We start from the raw sequence: 20,026 nt of genomic DNA, 5'->3' as shown, positions 1-20,026 counted from the left end.
CCGTGGACCCGCCCGCCCCCACGTCGGTGCTGCGCGATCCGGTCTCAGGCGTGGAGATCGTGCCGGGACGGCTGACCGCCCTGGTCAGCGCCCGCCCGGCGGAGGCGGCGGCGGTGCTAGATCGGTTGGGCGGGTTCGCCGGTCCCGCCGCGACCTGGGGCGGGATCCGGCTGAGCGACATCGACCCGGCGCGACTCCGGGAGCGGATCCTGGTGGCCGACAACGAGGCCGACCTGTTCGCGGGCACGTTGCGCGACGTCGTCGCGGGCAGGCTCGACCCCGACGACGACGCCATCGGCCTCGCCGTCCACGCGGCCATGGCGGACGACATCGTCCGCGGCCTGCCCGGCGGGCTGGACGCGCGCGTCGACGCGCAGGGCCGCAACCTGTCGGGAGGCCAGCGCCAGCGCGTACGCCTGGCCAGGGCCCTGCTGGCCGACCCCGAGATCCTCCTCGCGGCCGAGCCCACCTCGGCCGTGGACGCGCACACCGAGGCGACGATCGCGGCCCGGCTGCGCGCGGCGCGCGCCGGCCGCACCACGGTCGTGACCACCACGTCGCCCCTCGTGCTGGCCCATGCGGACACCGTCCACTACCTGGCGGGCGGCTCCGTCGTGGCGACCGGCGGGCACGGCGAGCTCCTGGGCGGGCAGCCCGGCTACCGCGCCCTGGTGGCCAGGGAGGACGAGGGCAGCAGGGAGGCGGCCCGATGAAGGGCTCGCCGGTGCCCGGGGAGCGAGCGCGCCAGAAGGACGACCCGAGGACCCGCTCGCCGGTGCCCGGGGAGCGAGCGCGGCGGGAGGCGGACCGATGACGGGTGGGGCCCTGCCGGTGGCCGATTCGTCCAGGCTGCGCGGGGCGGCGTTCCGGCTCATCCGCCTGGACTGGCGCGCGTTCTGCGCCATGATCGTGCTCAACGCGCTGGCCTCCGCCGCGGGGCTGGCCGGCCCGTGGCTGCTCGGCCGCATCATCGACGAGGTCCGGAACGGCGCCGGGGTCGCCACCGTGGACCGGCTGGCGCTCGCGCTCCTCGGGTTCGCGCTGGCCCAGTTCCTGCTGACCCGCTACGCCGGCCACATCGGGCACCGCTTCGGCGAGCGTACGCTGGCGCGCATCCGCGAGGAGTTCACCGGCCGCGTGCTCGCCCTGCCGGTGGGGGTGGTCGAGCGCGCCGGGGCGGGCGACCTGACCACGCGCGGCACCGCCGACGTCGCGGCGGTGGGCGCCATGCTGCGCGGCGCGGGTCCCGACGTGCTGATCGCGAGCGTGCAGGCCGTGTTCGTGCTGGGCGCGGTCGTCGTCCTCGACCCGCTGCTGGGCGGGTGCGGCGTGCTCGGGCTGACGTGCATCTGGTTCGCCGCCCGGTGGTACATGCGCCGGGCGGTGCCGGCCTACCTCGCCGAAGGGGCCGCCAACTCGGAGCTCGCCGAGCAGCTCGCGGCCACCACCGCGGGCGCCCGCACGGTGGAGGCCCTGGGGCTGGGACGGCGCCGCCTCGAGACCTGCCAGGAGGCGATCGACCGGTGCCGGAGGACCCGCACCCGGACGTTGTTCCTGCGCAGCGTGCTCTTCCCCATCGTGGACGTCTCCTACGCCGTCCCGGTGGTCGCCGTGCTGCTCGCCGGCGGCGTGCTGCTCGGTCAGGGCGCCGTGACGCTGGGCACGGTGGTCGCCGCCGCGCTCTACCTGCGCCAGCTCTCCCAGCCGCTCGACGTCATCCTGTTCAACATGGAACGCCTCCAGAGCGGCGCCGCCTCCTTCGCCCGGGTGGAGGGCGCCGGCCTTGCCCCTCGGGCGGACCAGGACGCCGCCGCTCCCGAGCCGGCCGACGACCGGCTTCAGGTGTCCGGTGCGCACTATGCGTACGACGGCGGCCCCGACGTCCTGCACGGGGTGGACCTGTCGGTGCGGCCCGGCGAGCGGCTGGCCGTCGTCGGGCCGTCCGGCGCGGGCAAGACCACCCTGGGCAGGCTGCTGGCGGGCATGGACGTCCCGCGCGCCGGCTCCGTGACCGTCGGGCGGGTGCCGGTCGCCGGGCTCGACCCGGCCCGGCTGCGCGAGCGGGTCATGCTCGTCACCCAGGAGCATCACGTGTTCCTCGGCACCGTACGCGACAATCTGCGGATCGCCGCGCCCGAGGCCACCGACGACGAGTTGCGCGCCGCGCTGGCCGCCGTCGGCGCGAGCTGGATCGACGAGCTCCCCGACGGCCTGGACACCGAACCGGGCCCGGGGGGCGAGCGGCTGGACGGCGCGCAGGCCCAGCAGCTGGCCCTGGCCCGCGTGGTGCTGGCCGACCCGCACACGCTGATCCTCGACGAGGCCACCGCCCTGCTGGACCCGCGCACCGCGCGGCACACCGAACGCGCGCTGGCCGCGGTGCTCGCCGGGCGCACCGTCATCGCGATCGCCCACCGCCTCCAGACCGCCCACGACGCCGACCGGGTGGCCGTGCTGCGGGACGGCAGGCTGACCGAGCTCGGCACGCACGACGAGCTCGTGGCGGCGGGCGGCGCGTACGCCGCGCTGTGGCGCTCCTGGCACGGCGGGCACGGCGGGCACGGCGGGCACCGGGGTGAGCGGCACCGGTCATGAGGACGGGTGGCCGAGGATCAGCACGATCGCGTCCAGCAGCCGCTGCCAGTCGCCTTCGTGCAGGTCCCGGTCGAGCGGTCCGGCGACGGCGGTGAGCGCAGCGACGAGCTTGGCCCGCACCACCCGGTCCTCCTCGCCCAGCAGCGCGGCCAGGGATCCGGCCGCGCTTCGGAACCTCCGGGTCCGCGCGAACTCCACGAGCGACGGCGGCGCCGCCGGGACGGCCTCCCCCGTGCCCGAGTCCGTGCCCGCGTCCGCGCCCGCGGCTGTGCCCAGGTCGGCGAAGGTGAGCACCAGCCGGGTGCCGAGGGCCTCGGCAAGCCGGTCGAGAGCGGCGAGGGTGGGGTTGCCCCGGCCGTTCTCCAGGTTGGCCACGTAGGGCACCGACAGCGCGGCGTCGGTGGCCACCGACGCGACGGTCCTGCCGAGTGCCGCCCGGCGGCTGCGCAGCCGCCGGCCCAGTTCCGCATGATCCACGCCCATATCTTGACAGAATAGTCGATCGGCATTTCTATTTTGTGAGAATATAAGCGATCGGGGGTGGGAGATGTTGCGGGTCCTGCGGGTGCGGGACTTCCGGCTGCTGTGGGCGGCCCGGGCGGTGGCAGGGCTCGGGACGAGCATGCTGGTCGTCGCGATCCCCGCCCACGTCTTCGCCGTCACCGGGTCGGTGCTGGCCACCGGCGTCACCCTCGCCTTCGAGTACCTGCCCTCACTGCTGCTGGGGCCGTTCGCCGGAGTGATGGCCGACCGGTGGGACCGCCGCCGCCTGATGGTGGCGACCGACCTCGTGCACGTCCTGGCGATCAGCGTGGCGCTGCTCGCCAGGACCCCCGAGACGATCTGGCTCGTCTACGTCGCCGTGCTCGGGCAGGGCAGCGCCGCCGTGCTCTTCCGTCCCGCCGGCCAGGCGCACATCCCCGCCGTGGTGGGCACCGGACCGGCCCTCACCAGCGCCAACGCGCTCAGCGCCGTCACCACCGGCGTGGTCGCGCTGGGCGGCCCGCCGCTCGGCGGGCTGCTGTTCGCGGTCAACGGCATCGGCGCGGTCGTCGCGGCCAGCGCTGCCGCCGCCCTGCTGTCGGCGGCGACCATCGCCATGACCTCGGCCCGGCCCCGCGACGGCGGCCCGGCCTCCCGCAACGTGCTCGCAAGCATCAGCCAGGGGCTGCGGCACGTACGGCAGGCCGCGGCGACCCGGGGCCTGCTGGCGACGAACAGCCTCTACCTGCTGGCCAACGCGGCGCTCACCGCCCTCCTCGTGCCGTTCGGCGTGACCCGGCTCGGCGGCAGCATGGAGGTCGGCTACCTGCTGTCCGCGCTGGGGCTCGGCTTCCTCCTCGGCGCTCCCGTCAGCCGCGGGCTCGCCGACCGCCACCCCGCCAGGACGACCGTCGCCGCCGGCCAGGCGCTCGTCGCGGCCGCGTTCGCGCTGCTGTTCAACAGCACCGCACTGCCCCTCGCGCTGGTCTCCGCCGTGCTGCTCGGGCTGCCGGCGGTGACCGTACTGGTGTCCGTGCAGTCCTGGGTGCAGCGGACGACGCCCGAGGGGCTGCTCGGCCGGGTCACCTCCGCGTTCCTCACCATGGAGGCCGCCGCGACGATGCTCGGCGCCTTCGCGGGGCCCGCCGCGAGCGAGCTGTTCGGCATGACGGCCGCGCTCAACGCCGCCTGCGCGGTCGCGCTGCTGTCGGCCCCGCTCACGCTCTGGCTGGTCCCCCGGCGGCCCGGGCGAGACCTGGCTGGTCCCGCGGCGACCGGGGCGAGGCGTGGCCGGCTCCCGTCCCCCGGCGGGGAGTGAGGTCGGACGCCGGCCTCACGGCCCGGCGCGGCACCCGCCAGACTGGGGCGAACCCGGTGCGGACGGTCCCGGTCAGTCCGCAGGCGGGATCGACGCGGACAGGTCTCAGGAAGGGAGTACGCGGCGATGGCGGTGGAGGCCCACTGGCTCGTGGAGGAGGTCGAGCGCACCTCTGACCGGCTGGACGCGCTGCGAAGCTCGGCCTTCGTGTTCTGGATGGACGTCCACGGTCCCGTGCCCTGCCCCGGGCACGGGAAGGATCTGGCGGCGGCGGCCGTCGCCGCCTACGGGGAGGTGACGCGGGTGACGGGGGTCGACCCGGCCAACGACTGGAGGAGCGAGGTCCGGGAGGCGGCCCATCGGATGGGGCATTTCGCCGAGTTGTTCCGCGGTGAGGCTCGCAAGGAGCCGGAGTTCCTGGTCGAGTGGGTGCTGGAGATCGTCGAGGACACCCTCGGGACCGTACTTGCCGCGGGCCGGGTCACGCATCGGCCGCCCGGATGGTACGCGGCGTTGTGGGAGGACTGGATCCTGGTCACGGACGGGTGGGCGGTCGTGCTGAGCCTGACCAACGACAGCTGAGCGGGCTCTCCCCGCCAAGGGATGAAGAATCTCTTCGCAAAGATCTCGCCTGCGAAGGAAAATGTTGAGACGCTGAACCCCACCAGGCACCCCCAGCCCCAAGGAGTGGTTCATGCGCAGACTTCTGGCGATCTCCCTCGTCGCCGTCCTGCCGTTAGGCACCGTGACAGCGGCGCACGCCCAGGAACCCCCCGGCCGTCAGGCGGCCTTCGCGTCCGCCGCCGAGGAGTTCCAGGTGCCCGAGAGCGTGCTGCTCGGCGTCTCCTACCTCGAGTCGCGCTGGGACGCCCACGCCGGCCGGCCGTCCAGCGACGCCGGGTTCGGGCCCATGCACCTGACCGACGCCGCCGCCTTCACCGGATCGAACCACCACCACGAAGGCGAGGAGGACGCGCGCGGCGACGACAGCCGGCCCCTGCCCGCACCGAGCGCGCGTCCCGCACCGACCGACCTTCCTGCCTCGCTCCGCACGATCGAGAAGGCCGCCGAGCTCACCGGCGAGAGCCGCGAGCGGCTGCGTACGGACGCCGCCGCCAACATCCGCGGCGGCGCGGCGCTGCTCGCGGACTACCAGAATGCGCTCGGCGCCCCGCTGAGCGACGAGCCCGGCGACTGGTACGGCGCCGTCGCGAAATACTCCGGAGCCGAGGAGGCGGGCGCGGCCAGGTTCTTCGCCGACGAGGTCTTCGCGACGATCAAGGAGGGCGCCGCGCGGACGACGGACGACGGGCACCAGGTCGAGCTGGCCCCCGTCCCCGGGCTCACGAAGATCGAGAAGTGGCTGGACAGGCTCGGGCTGCGCAAGCCGAGGACCGACGGCGTGGAGTGCCCGGCGTCGATCTCGTGCGAGTGGATCCCCTCGGCGTACGCGGAGCTTCCGAACGACGACTACGGCCACTACGACCTGGCGAACCGCCCGGTCAGCCAGAAGATCGAGTACATCATCATTCACGACATGGAGGGATATTTCCTGCCCTCCATCCGCCTCAACCAGGACCCTGCCTACGGCGCCAGCTGGCAGTACTCCGTCCGCTCCACCGACGGCCACATCGCCCAGCACATCAAGGCCAAGGACGTCGCCTGGCAGGCCGGCAACTGGTACGTCAACGCCAAGTCCATCGGCATCGAGCACGAGGGTTTCCTGGCCGAGGGCGGCACCTGGTACACCGAGGCGATGTACCGCTCCTCCGCCCGCCTGGTCCGCTACCTGGCGCAGCGGCACGGCGTCCCGATGGACCGGGCCCACATCCTGGGCCATGACAACGTCCCCGGCACGCTGCCGACCACGGTCAGGCAGATGCACGAGGACCCGGGCCCGTTCTGGGACTGGGCGCACTACTTCCAGCTGATGGGCGCCCCGCTGCACCGCTTCGGCGGCCCCAATTCGGGCTCGATCATGATAAAGCCGGACTTCGCCACGAATAAGCCGTACTTCTATGGCTGCGACCGCCAGAACCCCGAGGCCGCCTGCCCGCCCCTCCCCGCCGGCACCGTCTGGCTCCGCACCGAGCCGCGCGACGACGCCCCGCTGGTCAAGGACATCGGCAAGCACCCCACGGGCGAGTCGCTCTACAGCGTGTACGACCACAGCGCCCGCGCGAGCACCGGCCAGCGCTTCGCCGTGGCCGACCGCCAGGGCGACTGGACCGCCATCTGGTACCTCGGCCAGAAGGCCTGGTTCCACAACCCGAAGAGCGCGCCCACGGCCGTGCCCTCCATGGGCCTGGTGGTCACCCCCAAGCCCGGCAAGGCGACGGTCCCGGTCTACGGCCGGGCGTACCCGGAGGCGGAGGCCTACCCGGAGGGCATCCCCTACCAGGCGGTGACCCCGCTGCAGTACACGTTCTCGGCCGGCGAGAAGTACACCCTCGCGGGGCCTGCCGCGACGGAGTACTACCGGGCGGTCACGTTCAACCTGGAGGACCACAAGGTGGTGCGGGGCAGGACGAAGTACCTGCAGATCCAGTTCGGCCACCGCGTGATGTTCGTCAAGGCTGACGACGTGCGGGTGACGTTCTCCGGGTGAACGCGTTGACGGCGCGCCTGGTGCTCGCGAGCGCCTCCTGAGAGGAGTCGAACGTACGCTGGGCGACGCCGACGAACACGCAGTCGACGACGAGGAGCTGGCTGATCCGGCTGGCCAGGGCGCCGGGACGGAACTCCGTCTCGCGCCCGGCCGAGATCAGCACGTGTTCGGCCAGCTCCGCGATGGTGGACCGGGGGTTGTTGGTGATGGCGACGGTCGTGGCCCCGCCCTCGGCGGCCCGGGTCAGCGGCTCGATCACGTCGGGGGTCTCCCCCGAGGTGCTGACGCCGAGCGCCACGTCGCCATGTTTCAGCAGCACCGCGCTGGTCAGCGCCAGGTGCGCGTCCTGGAACGCGTGGCTGGACAGCCCGATGCGCAGCAGCTTCTGGGCGAAGTCCTCGGCCACCAGCCCCGACGCGCCGACCCCGTAGGCGTCGATCCGCCGCGCGCCGACGACGGCGTCGACCACGAGCCCGAGCCGCTCGGAGGTCAGCTGCGCGACCGTGTCGTTGATCGCCTCGGACTCGGCCCGCGCCACCTTGTGGATCACCTCCGACAGCGGGTCGTCGGGGGCCAGGTCGCCGGGCACCAGCCGGTCGGGCTGCGCGGCGGCGGCCGCCAGGGCTAACCGGAGCTGCGGATAGCCCGCGAACCCGAGCAGCCGTGCCGTGCGCACGATCGTGGCCTCGCTGGTGCCGGAGGCGGCGGAGAGCTCCGTGATGGTGCTCCGCGCTACCGTCGCGGGATCTTCGAGAATGAGGCGGGCGACGGTCTGGGCGGCAGGCGTCAGGGATGGCAGCACACCGCGGACCGTGGCCACCAGAGTGTCGGCCCGCAGGCCGTTGCCGCTGTCGTCCACGGTCCCGATTATGCCGCCTGTGCCGGGATCCCGAGCTGCTGGTTAGCGCAGAGTCCCGTTCGTCATGCCCGCGGGCTCCTCGGGCACCGTGATGAGCCCCAGCTCGGCCGGGGTGACGACGAGCGGGTGATGCGGGACGACGCGCACGGTGTAGCCGAAGGCGCCCGTGTGGTCGAGCGGGACGACCCCGGAGTAGTGCGCCCGCCCGTCGTCCTCCGCCGACGCCATCTCCAGCTTCGCGTACGCGGGACGCACCAGCTCGTCGTGCGGCCCGACCTTGCCGTAGACGGCCTCGACCCGCACGTCGGCGGGCTCCAGGTCGCCGAGCGCGATCGTGGCGTGCAGCTCGATGGACGACCCGACCTCCGGCGTGTCGCCCACGCCCGTGGCCTCGGCGTGCTCGACCCTTACGCCCGGCCACGCCTTGGCGACCCGCAGCCGCCAGGCGGCGAACGCCTTCGCCGGGGCGTACCCGTCGGCGGACAGCGCCCTGGCCGCGCCGGCCGCCGGGTTGTACAGGGTCACGACGTAGTCGCGCAGCATGCGCCCGGCGAGCACCTTCGGCCCGAGCGAGGCCAGCGTGTGCTTGACCATCTCCATCCACCGCCGGGGCAGCCCGTCGCCGGGACGGTCGTAGAACCGGTCGGACACCTCGTGCTCGATCAGGTCGTAGAGTGCGGCGGCCTCCAGCTCGTCGCGGCGGTCGTTGTCGGCCACGCCGTCCGCGGTGGGGATCGCCCAGCCGTTGGAGCCGTCGTACCACTCATCCCACCAGCCGTCGCGGATGGACAGGTTGAGGCCGCCGTTGAGCGCGGACTTCATCCCGGACGTGCCGGACGCCTCCAGCGGGCGCAGCGGGTTGTTCAGCCAGACGTCGCAGCCCTGCACCATGAGCCGGCCGAGCGCCATGTCGTAGTCGGGCAGGAAGACGATGCGGTGGCGGACCTTCTGCTGGTCGGCGAACTTGACGATCTGCTGGATCAGCTTCTTGCCGCCCTCGTCGGCCGGATGGGCCTTGCCCGCGATCACGATCTGGACCGGCTTGTCCGGGTCGAGCAGCAGCTCGGTGAGCCGCTTCGGGTCGCGCAACATGAGCGTGAGCCGCTTGTAGGAGGGGACGCGCCTGGCGAACCCGATCGTCAGCACGTCGGGGTCGAGCGCGTCGTCGATCCACCCCAGCTCGGCGTCGGAGGCCCCGCGCTCGCGCCACGACCGGCGCAGCCGCACGCGGGCGCCTTCGACGAGCCGCCTGCGCAGCGTTCCCCTGATCTGCCAGATGTCGCCGTCGGGGATCTTCTGGATGCCGTCCCAGCCGCGGGCGCGTTCGATCAGCGAGGGCAGCTCGCGGTCGGCCAGCTCCATGAACTCGCGCCCCACCCACGTGGGGGCGTGCACGCCGTTCGTGATCGAGCCGATCGGCACCTCGTCCAGGTCGAAGCCCGGCCAGAGGTCCTTGAACATCTCCCTGCTGACCTCGCCGTGCAGCCGGGACACGCCGTTGACGCGCTGCGCCAGGCGCATGCCCATGACGGCCATGTTGAACCGGCTGGGGTCGGACTCCGCGCCCAGCGCCAGGATGCGGTCGACGGGCACGGTGGGCCAGGCGTTCGATCCGCCGAAGTGCCGCTCGATCATCTCGACGGGGAAGCGGTCGATCCCGGCGGGCACGGGCGTGTGCGTGGTGAACACCGTGCCGGCCCGCACCGCCTCCCACGCCTCGTCGAAGGAGAGCCGCGCCTCGGTCAGCTCGCGGATGCGCTCGAGGCCCAGGAATCCGGCGTGGCCCTCGTTGGTGTGGAACACCTCGGGCTCGGCATGCCCGATGATCTTGCAGTACGCCCTGATCGCGCGCACGCCGCCCACGCCCAGCAGCAGCTCCTGCATGAGCCGATGGTCGGTGCCGCCGCCGTAGAGCCGGTCGGTGACGTCGCGGGCGGCGGTGTCGTTGTCGGCCACGTCGGAGTCGAGCAGCAGCAGCGGCACCCGGCCCACCTGCGCCACCCACACCTGGGCGTGCAGCATCCGCTCGTCCGGCAGCCCGATGCGGATCTTGACCGGCGTGTCGTCGGCGTCCTTGAGCAGGCTGAGCGGCAACCCGCCGGCGTCGAGCGACGGGTAGTGCTCCTGCTGCCAGCCCTCGGGCGACAACGACTGCGTGAAGTAGCCGTGGCGGTAGAGCAGGCCGACCGCGAGGATCGGCACGCCCAGATCGCTGGCGGCTTTGAGGTGGTCTCCCGCGAGGATGCCGAGCCCGCCCGAATACTGCGGCAGGGCCGCGGCGATGCCGTACTCGGGGGAGAAGTAGGCGATGGCGCGCGCGGCGTCGGGCAGCGTCTGGTACCAGCGCGGCGAGGTCATGTACTCGCGCAGGTCGTCGGCGGCGTCGGCGAGCCGGCGCAGGAAGCGGCGGTCGGCGGCCAGCTCGGACAGCCTGGCGGGGGTGACCGCGCCGAGCAGGGCGACGGGGTCGTGCCCGACCCGCTCCCAGAGCTCGGCGTCGACCTCGGAGAAGAGGTCCATGGTCTCCGGGTGCCATGACCAGCGGAGATTGTGCACGAGCTCGCCGAGGGCGGCCAGCTCCGCGGGCAGGACGGTGCGGACGGTAAACCGGCGGATAGCTCTCACGTTTCTGCACCCTACGGGCTAGGAGGGACCTCTCAGTCCTTCACCCTCATGAAGGCCGTTCAAACCCCTTCCAGGAACAAGCATGAAGAGGCACCATTGGGGCAACTTTCCTCTTTGTTGGCCCTCCCACAGACACACTCGGGAGGTCTATCCGGTGCTGTCCAGAAATAACGTGCAAGGATCGTTACTGCCAGGGAGGCCGCCTCCAGCGGACCACCGGCAACGGCGTGTGCATCCACGGAAAGCCTCCGGCGGCACCGAGTGTGTCGCCGCAAACCCTTGAATGCGATGATCGGACGAATTCCCATCACGGACATCTCCCCCGTCGTCGACTGCGGGCAGTGGCCCGCCAAGGCGGTCGCCGGCGAGACCTTCGAGGTCTCGGCGACCGTGTTCAGAGAGGGCCACGACGCGGTGGCCGCGGGCGTGGTGCTGACCGCGCCCGACGGGCAGCGCGGTCGGCTGAGACCGATGCGCGAGCTGGCGCCGGGCACCGACCGCTGGGGCGTGGAGGTGTGCCTGCCGGCCGAGGGCGACTGGCTGTTCCGCGTGGAGGCGTGGAGCGATCCGATCAGCACGTGGCTGCACGACGCCGAGATCAAGATCCCGCGCGGGATGGACGTCGACCTCATGTGCGAGGAGGGCGCGCGGCTGTTCGAGCGGGCCGCCAGGGCCGTGCGGGTGGCCGACTGCGCGCACGACCGGCCGGCCCAGGAGGGGCACGCCGGCGCGAACGGGCAGCGCAGGCAGAACGGCAACGGCGAGAGCGCGTGCGGGCACCGCGCGGCGCTGCTGTCGATCTCCGCCTCGCTGCGGGACGAGGACCTCGATCCGCGGGCGCGGCTGTCGATCGCCCAGCTTCCCGAGACCGCCGCGCTGCTGCAGGCCCACCCGTTCCGCGAGCTGGTGACCAGGTCCAGGTCGCACAAGATCAGGGTCGACCGGCGCAGGGCGCTCTACGGCTCCTGGTACGAGTTCTTCCCGCGGTCGGAGGGCGCGGTCGTCGACGAGCTCGGCCTGTCCAAGTCCGGGACCTTCCAGACCGCCGCCAGGCGGCTGCCCGCGATCGCCAAGATGGGCTTCGACGTCGTCTACCTGCCGCCCGTCCACCCGATCGGCACGACGCACCGCAAGGGCCGCAACAACACGCTCAGCCCCGAGCCCGACGATCCCGGCTCGCCGTGGGCGATCGGGTCGGAGGACGGCGGTCACGACGCCGTCCACCCCGACCTCGGCACGCTGGAGGACTTCGACGAGTTCGTCGGCCGGGCCAGGGAGCTGGGCATGGAGGTGGCGCTCGACTTCGCGCTGCAGTGCTCGCCCGACCACCCGTGGGTGAAGGAGCACCCGGAGTGGTTCACGATCAGGGCGGACGGGTCGATCGCGTACGCCGAGAACCCGCCGAAGAAATATCAGGACATCTACCCGGTCAACTTCGACAAGGACCCGGAGGGCGTCTACGCCGAGGTCAAGCGGGTGCTGCTGCACTGGATGCGGCACGGGGTGCGCATCTTCCGGGTGGACAACCCGCACACGAAGCCGGTGATGTTCTGGGAGCGGATGCTGGCCGACATCCACACGACCGATCCCGACGTGATCTTCCTGTCGGAGGCGTTCACCCGGCCGGCGATGATGCGCGCGCTGGCCAAGGTCGGCTTCCACCAGTCGTACACGTACTACACGTGGAAGAACTCCAAGTACGACGTGGAGGGCTACCTGTCGGAGCTGGCCCACGAGACCTCGCACTACCTGCGGCCGAACCTGTTCGTCAACACGCCGGACATCCTGCACGAATATCTGCAGCACGGCGGCGGCCCGGCGTTCAAGATCAGGGCGGTGCTGGCCGCGCTGACGTCGCCGGCTTGGGGTGTCTACTCCGGGTATGAACTAGGGGAGAACGTACCGGTACGCCCGGGTAGCGAAGAATACCTGGATAGCGAAAAATATCAGTACAAGCCTCGCGATTGGGTTACAGCCGAACGCGAGGGACGTAGCCTGGCTCCCTTCATCACTCATCTGAATTTGTTCCGAAGAGCGCATCCGGCACTGCAGGAATTGCGTAACCTACGATTCCACAGGGTCGATCAACCGGACATCGTTTGCTTCTCCAAGCGGCTGCCGGGCGCCTACGACCCGGCCACACGAAGGCACGGGCTGGGCGACGTCGTACTGGCGGTCGTCAACTTGGATCCACACCACACCCATGAGGCGACCGTAGAACTCGACCTGCCCGCCATCGGTCTCGACTGGAACGCGGAGTTCGTCGTCGACGACGAGTTGTCGGGCGAGTCGTACCGCTGGAGACAGAGCAACTATGTACGCCTCGACCCCCACATCCAGCCTGCCCATATTCTCACCGTACGAGCCGCGCCACGGTAGAACTGAATTCAGCGGGGAGTCTTCAACGTGTGTGACAGCGCCTCCCTCATGAGCACCCTGCGAGGCGGCTCATGAGCATCACACCCATTCCCAACACCTTTGACGAAGAGAAGCCGCGCGACCCCTACTGGTACAAACGCGCGGTCTTCTACGAGGTCCTGATCCGGGGTTTCGCCGACTCCAACGGCGACGGGACCGGCGACATGCGAGGGCTCATCAGCCGGCTCGACTATCTGCAGTGGCTCGGCGTCGACTGCCTGTGGCTGCTGCCGCTGTACGAGTCGCCGCTGCGTGACGGCGGCTACGACATCGCCGACTTCATGAAGATCCTGCCCGAGTTCGGGGACCTGGGAGACTTCGTGAAGCTCGTGGACGAGGCGCACAAGCGCGGCATGCGCGTCATCGCCGACCTCGTCATGAACCACACCAGCGACGCCCACCCCTGGTTCCAGGCGTCGCGGCACGACCCCGAGGGACCTTTCGGCGACTTCTACGTGTGGTCCGACACCGACGAGAAGTACCAGGACGCCCGGATCATCTTCATCGACACCGAGACGTCCAACTGGACCTACGACCCCGTGCGCGGCCAGTACTACTGGCACCGGTTCTTCCACCACCAGCCCGACCTCAACTACGAGAACCCGGCCGTGCAGGACGCGATGCTGGAGGTGCTGCGGTTCTGGCTGGACCTGGGCATCGACGGGTTCCGGCTGGACGCGGTTCCCTACCTCTTCGAGGAGGAGAACACCAACTGCGAGAACCTCCCGAAGACCCACCAGTACCTCAAGCGGATCAGGTCGGAGGTCGACCGCCTCTTCCCCGACCGGGTGCTGCTCGCCGAGGCGAACCAGTGGCCGTCGGACGTCGTGGAGTATTTCGGCGACCCGGTGGGAGGCGGGGACGAATGCCACATGGCATTCCACTTCCCTCTGATGCCGCGGATTTTCATGGCCGTACGCCGCGAATCGCGCTACCCCATTTCCGAAATTCTGGCCCAAACGCCGAAAATTCCGGAAAATTGCCAATGGGGAATCTTCCTCCGCAACCATGACGAGCTCACGCTCGAAATGGTCACGGACGAGGAACGCGACTACATGTACACCGAATACGCCAAAGACCCCCGAATGCGGGCGAATGTCGGCATCCGCCGCCGCCTGGCACCCCTGCTGGAGAACGATCGCAACCAGATCGAGCTGTTCACCGCGCTGCTCCTGTCGCTGCCGGGCTCCCCGGTGCTCTACTACGGCGACGAGATCGGCATGGGCGACAACATCTGGCTCGGCGACCGCGACGGCGTGCGCACCCCCATGCAGTGGGACCCCGACCGCAACGCCGGCTTCTCCGACTGCGACCCCGGGCGGCTCTACCTGCCGGTCATCATGGACCCGATCTACGGCTACCAGGCCATCAACGTCGAGGCCCAGCAGAAGAACGCCGGCTCGCTGCTGCACTGGACCAGGCGCATGATCGAGATCCGCAAGCGGCACCCGGTCTTCGGGCTGGGCGGTTACGCCGAGCTCAACTCCTCCAACCCCAGCGTGCTGGCGTTCGTACGCGAGCTGGGCGACGACCGCATGTTGTGCGTGAACAACCTGTCGCGCTTCCCGCAGCCGGTCGAGCTCGACCTGCGCAGGTTCGTCGGCGTCGCTCCCGTGGAGACGATGGGTGGGGTCCCATTCCCGGCAATTGGCGAACTTCCGTATCTTTTGACGCTTCCCGGGCATGGGTTCTACTGGTTCACACTCCCGCCGGCCGTCATCCAGGAGGAGTAGGACGTGCTTGACGAGCTCCTTGCCGCATGGATCGGCCGCCAGCGTTGGTTCGGTGGCAAGGGGCGCCCGATCGACGTTCTGTCGATCGACTCGGACGTCGAGCTGACCCCCGGGCTCCGGCATCTGATCGTCGCCGTCTGGCAGGAGGGCTCGCGCGACCGCTACCAGGTGCTGCTCGGGGAGCGCCCCTCGCTCCCCGACCGGCTCGCCCACGCGCTGATCGGCACGATCGGCGACGTCTACCTCTACGACGCCGTGCACGACGCCGATCGCACGGACTGGCTGCTCGACGGGATGGCCCGCGACGAGGAACGCAGCGGCCTGCGCATGCGGCACGTCCCCGGCGCCACCATCGACACCCGACCGCACAGCGTGGTGCTGAGCGCCGAGCAGTCCAACACCTCTCTCGTGTACGGCGACGCCTACATCTGCAAGCTGTTCCGCCGCCTCATCCCCGGTGTCAACCCCGAGCTGGAGATCGTCACCGCGCTGGCCGCCAGGAACGCGCCGCACATCGCGCAGCCGTACGGGTGGATCGAGACCGACCTCGACGGCACCGGCACCACGCTCGCGTTCATGCAGGAGTTCCTGTCCACCGCGAACGACGGCTGGGACCTCGCCCTGGCCAGCGTGCGCGACCTCTACGCCTCGCTGCCCGAGGTCCCGGCGTCCGAGGCCGGAGGGGACTTCGCGGCCGAGTCGCTGCGGCTGGGCACGGCCACCGCCCGCGTGCACCGCGAGCTGGCCGCCGCCTTCCCCACGGACGTCATCGAGACCCACGAGGTCAAGCGCATGGCCGAGGCCTTCAGACGCCGGCTCGGCCGCGCCGTGTCTGAGGTGCCCGCGTTGCGCCAGCACGTGACCGGCATCGAACACGCTTACCACCAGGTGGAGCTGCTCACCAATGAGGTGCCCGTGCAGCGTGTTCACGGCGACTACCACCTCGGCCAGGTGATGCGCACCACGACGGACTGGGTCGTGCTGGACTTCGAGGGCGAGCCGGGACAGCCGCTGACCGAGCGCAGGGCGCTGTCGTCGCCGCTGCGCGACGTGGCGGGGATGCTGCGCTCGTTCGACTACGCGGCCAGGCACCTGCTGGCCGGCCACTCCGAGGCCGAGGATCTGGAGCCGCGGGCCCAGGAGTGGGCCGACCGCAACAGGGCCGCGTTCCTCGACGGGTACGCCGAGGGCGGCGGCATGATCACGCGCGGGGACGCGGTGCTGCTGAGGGCGTTCGAGTTGTCGAAGGCCGTGTACGAGGTGCTCTACGAGGCCCGCAACCGGCCCTCGTGGCTCCCGATCCCCCTGGCGGCCTTCCGCCCCCGCTAGCGGGCCCACCGGACGCAAGCGTTCCTTCGCGCGGGGTGTCGATCGTTTCCGCGACTTCCTGCATCTCCAGAGGAGGGAAACCCCTGGCGGCGGGGCTGGTCGTCGGTCAGTGGTATGAGGTCGTCGGGTACGGCCCCGACGGCATCTCCGATGAAGAGGCCCAGGTGTTCTGGCTCGCCGCCAATGTCGGCTTCCTGGAGGTCGAAGCTGGATTCTTCGCCAAGGACCTGGGTTGTGCCTGGCCGGATGTCCCCGACGCCCAGGCGGTCGAGGCGTGGGCTGAAGGCGTGTACGGATTGCTCGTCGAGAACGTCACGGACCAACTCGAGATGGACCTTCTCGACGAACTTCTCGACCAGGACTGGGAGGCCGAGGACGCCCTGCCCAACATCCACGACGCCTTCCACGACCTCGTCCCCGCGTTGCTGGTCGCGCTGCTCCGGGCGTCGGGCGGTGTGCCCGCCAGTGAGCTGCGCCGCACCGCCGCGCAGTACACCGGGCAGCCCTCATGGGACACGGTCGTGACGCGGCAGGGCGACCCGCTCGCCACGATCCTGCAGTCACTCGCCGGGTACGGCGTCGTCGTGGCCGAGAACGACGCGGTACGGCTGACGCCGCTCGGGCTCTACGGCACGGTGTTCCATATCCGGAAAGAGGGTCACACCGTGCCGTGACCCAGCCCGAGTGGGCCAGGCGAGCGGACATCGACCGCTCCTCCAGCGGTCTTCTGAGAGCCTGTTCCGGGCTGACGAGATCGGGGTAGCAGAGGTAACCGGTGTGGTTCGCCGACCGCCCGAACCGAAGTTGAGGGGGAACCGTGGCCCGTACACCCGAAACCACCATCGACCCGCGCTACAGCAGCGACGACGCCCAGCCCACCCCGTGGCCGGACGCTGTCGCCCACCTCCGGGACGCGGAGTTGTTCTGGGTGTCCACCGTCCGGCCCGACGGGCGGCCACACGTCACTCCGGTCGTCGGCGTCTGGCTGGACGACGCCTTCTACTTCTCCAGCGGACCGGAGGAGCAGAAGTCGAAGAACCTCGCGGCCAGCCCGCATTGCGCGGTGACCACCGGGTGCAACCGGTGGAACGACGGCCTGGACATCGTCCTGCACGGCGACGCCGTGCCGGTGCGGGACCGGCAGGTGTTGCGCCGGGTGGCCGATACCCACACCGCCAAGTACGGCAGCGCCTGGGCCGCCGAGGTCGACGACGACGGCATCTTCCGCATGCATGGGCACGAACCACGGGTGTACCAGGTCAGCCCGACACAGGCGCTGGGGTTCGGCAAGACGGACGGGTTCAGCCACACCCGGTGGGACTTCACCGCCGAACCCACCTGACCGGCACGCCATCGACGGGGAGGCCGCGGTGACCGCCGGGCACCCGCTCGCTGCCCTGAGGGACCACCCGTCCAGGGGAGCCGGACGGTATGCCGGGTTAAGAACGGGAAAAGACTCCGGGATCCGCCTTGTGGATGAACCCGGATTTTGCACTTTCGGTGATTGTCTCGGTGATAGCGGGCAGTGCCTGGGATGGACGGTCATCATGGGGCAAGGTGGGGAGTATGCCGATGAGGACAGAGCTCGACCGCCTGGCGGGCGGGGCGCATCACGATCCGCACTCCGTGCTGGGAGCGCACCCCGCGGCGGGCGGGACGGTCTTCCGCGCCCTTCGGCCGCTGGCCGAGCGGGTCGAGGTGGTGCTCGACGACGGTACGGCCCACGGCATGAAACACCAGGCCCACGGCGTGTTCGAGGTCACCGTCCCCGGGCTCGACAAGGTCCCCGGCTACGCGTTGAGGGTCAAGTACTCCGGCGCGGAGCCGTACCTCATGCGTGATCCCTACCGGCACTGGCCCACGCTCGGCGAGGTGGACCTGCACCTCATCGGCGAGGGGCGGCACGAGCGGCTGTGGGAGGTGCTCGGCGCCCGCGTGATGGAGCACGAGGACGTCGACGGCACGGCGTTCGCGGTGTGGGCGCCCAACGCGCGCGGCATCAGGGTCGTCGGCGACTTCAACCACTGGGACGGCACCGCCTACCCGATGCGCTCGCTGGGGCGTTCGGGGGTGTGGGAGCTGTTCGTTCCCGGGCTCGGGGTGGGTGAACGGTACAAGTACCAGATTCTCGGCGCCGACGGGATGTGGCGCGACAAGGCCGACCCGATGGCCAGGCGGACCGAGGTGCCGCCGATGACGGCGTCCGTGGTGGACAGGTCCGAGCACACCTGGGAGGACGACACGTGGATGGCCGAGCGGCGCGAGAGGCAGCCGCAGCACGGCCCCATGAGCATCTACGAGGTGCACCTGGGTTCGTGGCGGCCGGGGCTGTCGTACGTCGAGCTGGCCGAGCAGCTCTCCGCGTACGTGTCCGACCTGGGATTCACGCACGTGGAGCTGCTGCCGGTGGCCGAGCACCCGTTCGGGGGCTCGTGGGGCTACCAGGTGACGTCCTACTACGCGCCGACGGCCAGGTTCGGCACGCCTGACGATTTCCGCCGGTTCGTGGACCTGATGCACCAGCGCGGCGTCGGGGTGCTGCTCGACTGGGTGCCGGCCCACTTCCCCATGGACGACTGGGCGCTCGCGCGCTTCGACGGGACGCCGCTGTACGAGCACGCCGACCCAGCCAGGGGCGAGCATCCGGACTGGGGCACGTACGTGTTCGACTTCGGCCGCAGGGAGGTCAGGAACTTCCTGGTGGCGAACGCCCTCTACTGGCTGAAGGAGTTCCACGTCGACGGGCTGCGGGTGGACGCGGTGGCGTCGATGCTCTACCTCGACTACTCGCGCCGCGAGGGCGAGTGGACGCCGAACGTCTACGGCGGCAGGGAGAACCTCGACGCGGTGGAGTTCCTCAAGGAGATGAACTCCGTGTGCTACCGGGAGGCGCCCGGCATCTCGACCGTGGCCGAGGAGTCGACGGCCTGGCCGGGGGTGTCGCGCCCGGTGCATCTGGGCGGTCTCGGCTTCGGGTTCAAGTGGAACATGGGCTGGATGCACGACACGCTCGAATACCTGCGCCACGAGCCGGTCTTCCGCCAGTACCACCACCATCAGATGACGTTCTCCCTGCTGTACGCGTACTCGGAGAACTACGTCCTGCCGCTGTCGCACGACGAGGTCGTGCACGGCAAGGGTTCGCTGCTGGGCAAGATGCCCGGCGACGAGTGGCAGCGGTTCGCGCAGTTGCGGGCGCTGCTGGCGTTCATGTGGGCCCATCCGGGCAAGCAGCTGCTGTTCATGGGGAGCGAGTTCGGCCAGGGCTCGGAGTGGTCGGAGGAGCGCGGGCTCGACTGGTGGGTGCTGGAGTTCGACGGGCACCAGGGCGTGCAGCGGCTCGTACGCGACCTCAACCGCATCTACAAGGAGACCCCCGCGCTGTGGCAGCAGGACCACGCGCCCGAGGGGTTCCGCTGGATCGACGCCGACGACGCCTCGGGCAACACGTTCTCGTTCGTCCGTTACGGAACCGACGGGTCCGCGGTGGCGTGCGTGGTCAACTTCAGTGGCGGGCCGCACGAGAGCTACCGGCTCGGGCTTCCGTACGGCGGCCGGTGGACGGAGATCGTCAACACCGACGCCTACGACTACTGGGGCAGCGGCGTGGGCAACATGGGCATGGTGGAGGCGGGTGACGAGCCGTGGCACGGGTTGCCGCACTCGACGACGCTGCGGGTGCCGCCGCTCGGCGCGGTCTGGCTCACGCACGAGGCGCCGACGACGGCCGCCGGTTGATCGCGGTCGGCGGTCGGCGGTCGGCGGTCGGCGGTCGGCGGTCGATCAACGTCAGCGGTTGGTCGGCGGTTGATCGGCGGTCACTGAAAGTTCGGTGAGAAAGCGGGCGGGAGCCCTGTGCCTGTCGGGCAAATCACCATAAACTCCGAGATCATCCCCTCTCGGAGGACGCGTGCGACTTCGCCCCCTGATCGTATGCTCGATCGCCCTGGCCCTGCTGCCGCTGTCCGGCCCGGCCCATGCCGACGATCCGACGGCCACCCCGCCGCCCGCCGTGGCGGAGTCCCAGCCGCCCCCGGCGGCGACCGGGTCCCCGGCCC

The 20,026-nt window shown here is 70.7% G+C and carries 14 protein-coding genes; 11 read left to right on the top strand and 3 right to left on the bottom strand.

The features are described from left to right. Together E1292_RS55270 and E1292_RS41970 are read left to right on the top strand one after the other, a co-directional pair. Window positions 1-713: ATP-binding cassette domain-containing protein (locus E1292_RS55270; protein WP_132604889.1), on the top strand; the 713-nt coding region annotated here is incomplete at its 5' end. Between the two features lie 97 nt (window positions 714-810). Next, on the top strand, window positions 811-2,595 hold the full coding sequence (locus tag E1292_RS41970) for an ABC transporter ATP-binding protein (RefSeq protein ID WP_132604887.1): 1,785 nt from the start codon (window positions 811-813) through the stop codon (window positions 2,593-2,595). Here the strand turns inward: E1292_RS41970 and E1292_RS41965 are convergent. Then, the gene (locus E1292_RS41965; RefSeq protein ID WP_165975014.1) at window positions 2,590-3,072 is read right to left on the bottom strand and encodes a helix-turn-helix domain-containing protein; all 483 of its coding nucleotides are present in this window, start codon (window positions 3,070-3,072) and stop codon (window positions 2,590-2,592) included. The genes E1292_RS41970 and E1292_RS41965 overlap by 6 nt on opposite strands. Window positions 3,073-3,142: 70 nt before the next feature. Between E1292_RS41965 and E1292_RS41960 the strand changes: the two genes are divergently transcribed. The 3 genes from E1292_RS41960 (at window position 3,143) to E1292_RS41950 (ending at window position 7,004) form a co-directional block, all read left to right on the top strand. Beyond that, entirely contained in the window at window positions 3,143-4,396 is a 1,254-nt protein-coding gene (locus E1292_RS41960; protein WP_132604883.1) for an MFS transporter, read from the top strand. Between the two features lie 126 nt (window positions 4,397-4,522). Further along, on the top strand, window positions 4,523-4,978 hold the full coding sequence (locus E1292_RS41955; protein ID WP_132604881.1) for a hypothetical protein: 456 nt from the start codon (window positions 4,523-4,525) through the stop codon (window positions 4,976-4,978). Window positions 4,979-5,090: 112 nt separating this feature from the next. Next, window positions 5,091-7,004, top strand: a complete 1,914-nt coding sequence (locus E1292_RS41950) for an N-acetylmuramoyl-L-alanine amidase (protein WP_132604879.1) — start codon at window positions 5,091-5,093, stop codon at window positions 7,002-7,004. On the opposite strand, the gene E1292_RS41945 is transcribed toward E1292_RS41950, so the two are convergent. After that, on the bottom strand, window positions 6,967-7,863 hold the full coding sequence (locus E1292_RS41945; protein ID WP_132604877.1) for a MurR/RpiR family transcriptional regulator: 897 nt from the start codon (window positions 7,861-7,863) through the stop codon (window positions 6,967-6,969). The two genes, E1292_RS41950 and E1292_RS41945, sit on opposite strands and share 38 nt — an antisense overlap. 42 nt (window positions 7,864-7,905) lie before the next feature. Then, window positions 7,906-10,488 (bottom strand): alpha-glucan family phosphorylase, encoded by a 2,583-nt coding sequence (glgP, locus tag E1292_RS41940; RefSeq protein ID WP_132604875.1) that lies wholly within the window; start codon window positions 10,486-10,488, stop codon window positions 7,906-7,908. A 288-nt stretch (window positions 10,489-10,776) separates the two neighbouring features. On the opposite strand from glgP, the gene E1292_RS41935 reads away from it, so the two are divergent. The 6 genes from E1292_RS41935 (at window position 10,777) to glgB (ending at window position 19,706) form a co-directional block, all read left to right on the top strand. After that, window positions 10,777-12,867 (top strand): alpha-1,4-glucan--maltose-1-phosphate maltosyltransferase, encoded by a 2,091-nt coding sequence (locus E1292_RS41935; RefSeq protein ID WP_165975013.1) that lies wholly within the window; start codon window positions 10,777-10,779, stop codon window positions 12,865-12,867. Between the two features lie 71 nt (window positions 12,868-12,938). Continuing rightward, window positions 12,939-14,639: a maltose alpha-D-glucosyltransferase gene (gene treS / locus E1292_RS41930; RefSeq protein WP_132604871.1), complete on the top strand. Its 1,701-nt coding sequence runs from the start codon at window positions 12,939-12,941 to the stop codon at window positions 14,637-14,639. A 3-nt stretch (window positions 14,640-14,642) separates the two neighbouring features. Further along, a complete protein-coding gene (locus E1292_RS41925) occupies window positions 14,643-15,968 on the top strand; it encodes a maltokinase N-terminal cap-like domain-containing protein (RefSeq protein ID WP_132604869.1) in 1,326 nt (441 codons plus the stop codon). 35 nt (window positions 15,969-16,003) lie between these two features. Next, complete coding sequence (locus E1292_RS41920; protein WP_132604867.1) at window positions 16,004-16,642, top strand: hypothetical protein; 639 nt, start codon at window positions 16,004-16,006, stop codon at window positions 16,640-16,642. Window positions 16,643-16,785: 143 nt separating this feature from the next. Then, window positions 16,786-17,310, top strand: coding sequence for a pyridoxamine 5'-phosphate oxidase family protein (locus E1292_RS41915; protein ID WP_220447325.1), 525 nt, complete (start codon window positions 16,786-16,788; stop codon window positions 17,308-17,310). 230 nt (window positions 17,311-17,540) lie between these two features. After that, window positions 17,541-19,706 carry a 1,4-alpha-glucan branching protein GlgB gene (gene glgB, locus E1292_RS41910; RefSeq protein WP_132604891.1) on the top strand — a complete coding sequence of 722 codons (2,166 nt, stop codon included), beginning with the start codon at window positions 17,541-17,543 and terminating at the stop codon, window positions 19,704-19,706. Window positions 19,707-20,026: the final 320 nt, after the last annotated feature.

This window comes from Nonomuraea deserti (assembly GCF_004348685.1).
In the GTDB taxonomy this organism is placed as follows: Bacteria; Actinomycetota; Actinomycetes; order Streptosporangiales; family Streptosporangiaceae; genus Nonomuraea; species Nonomuraea deserti.
This window is presented reverse-complemented; position numbering and strand designations above follow the sequence as displayed.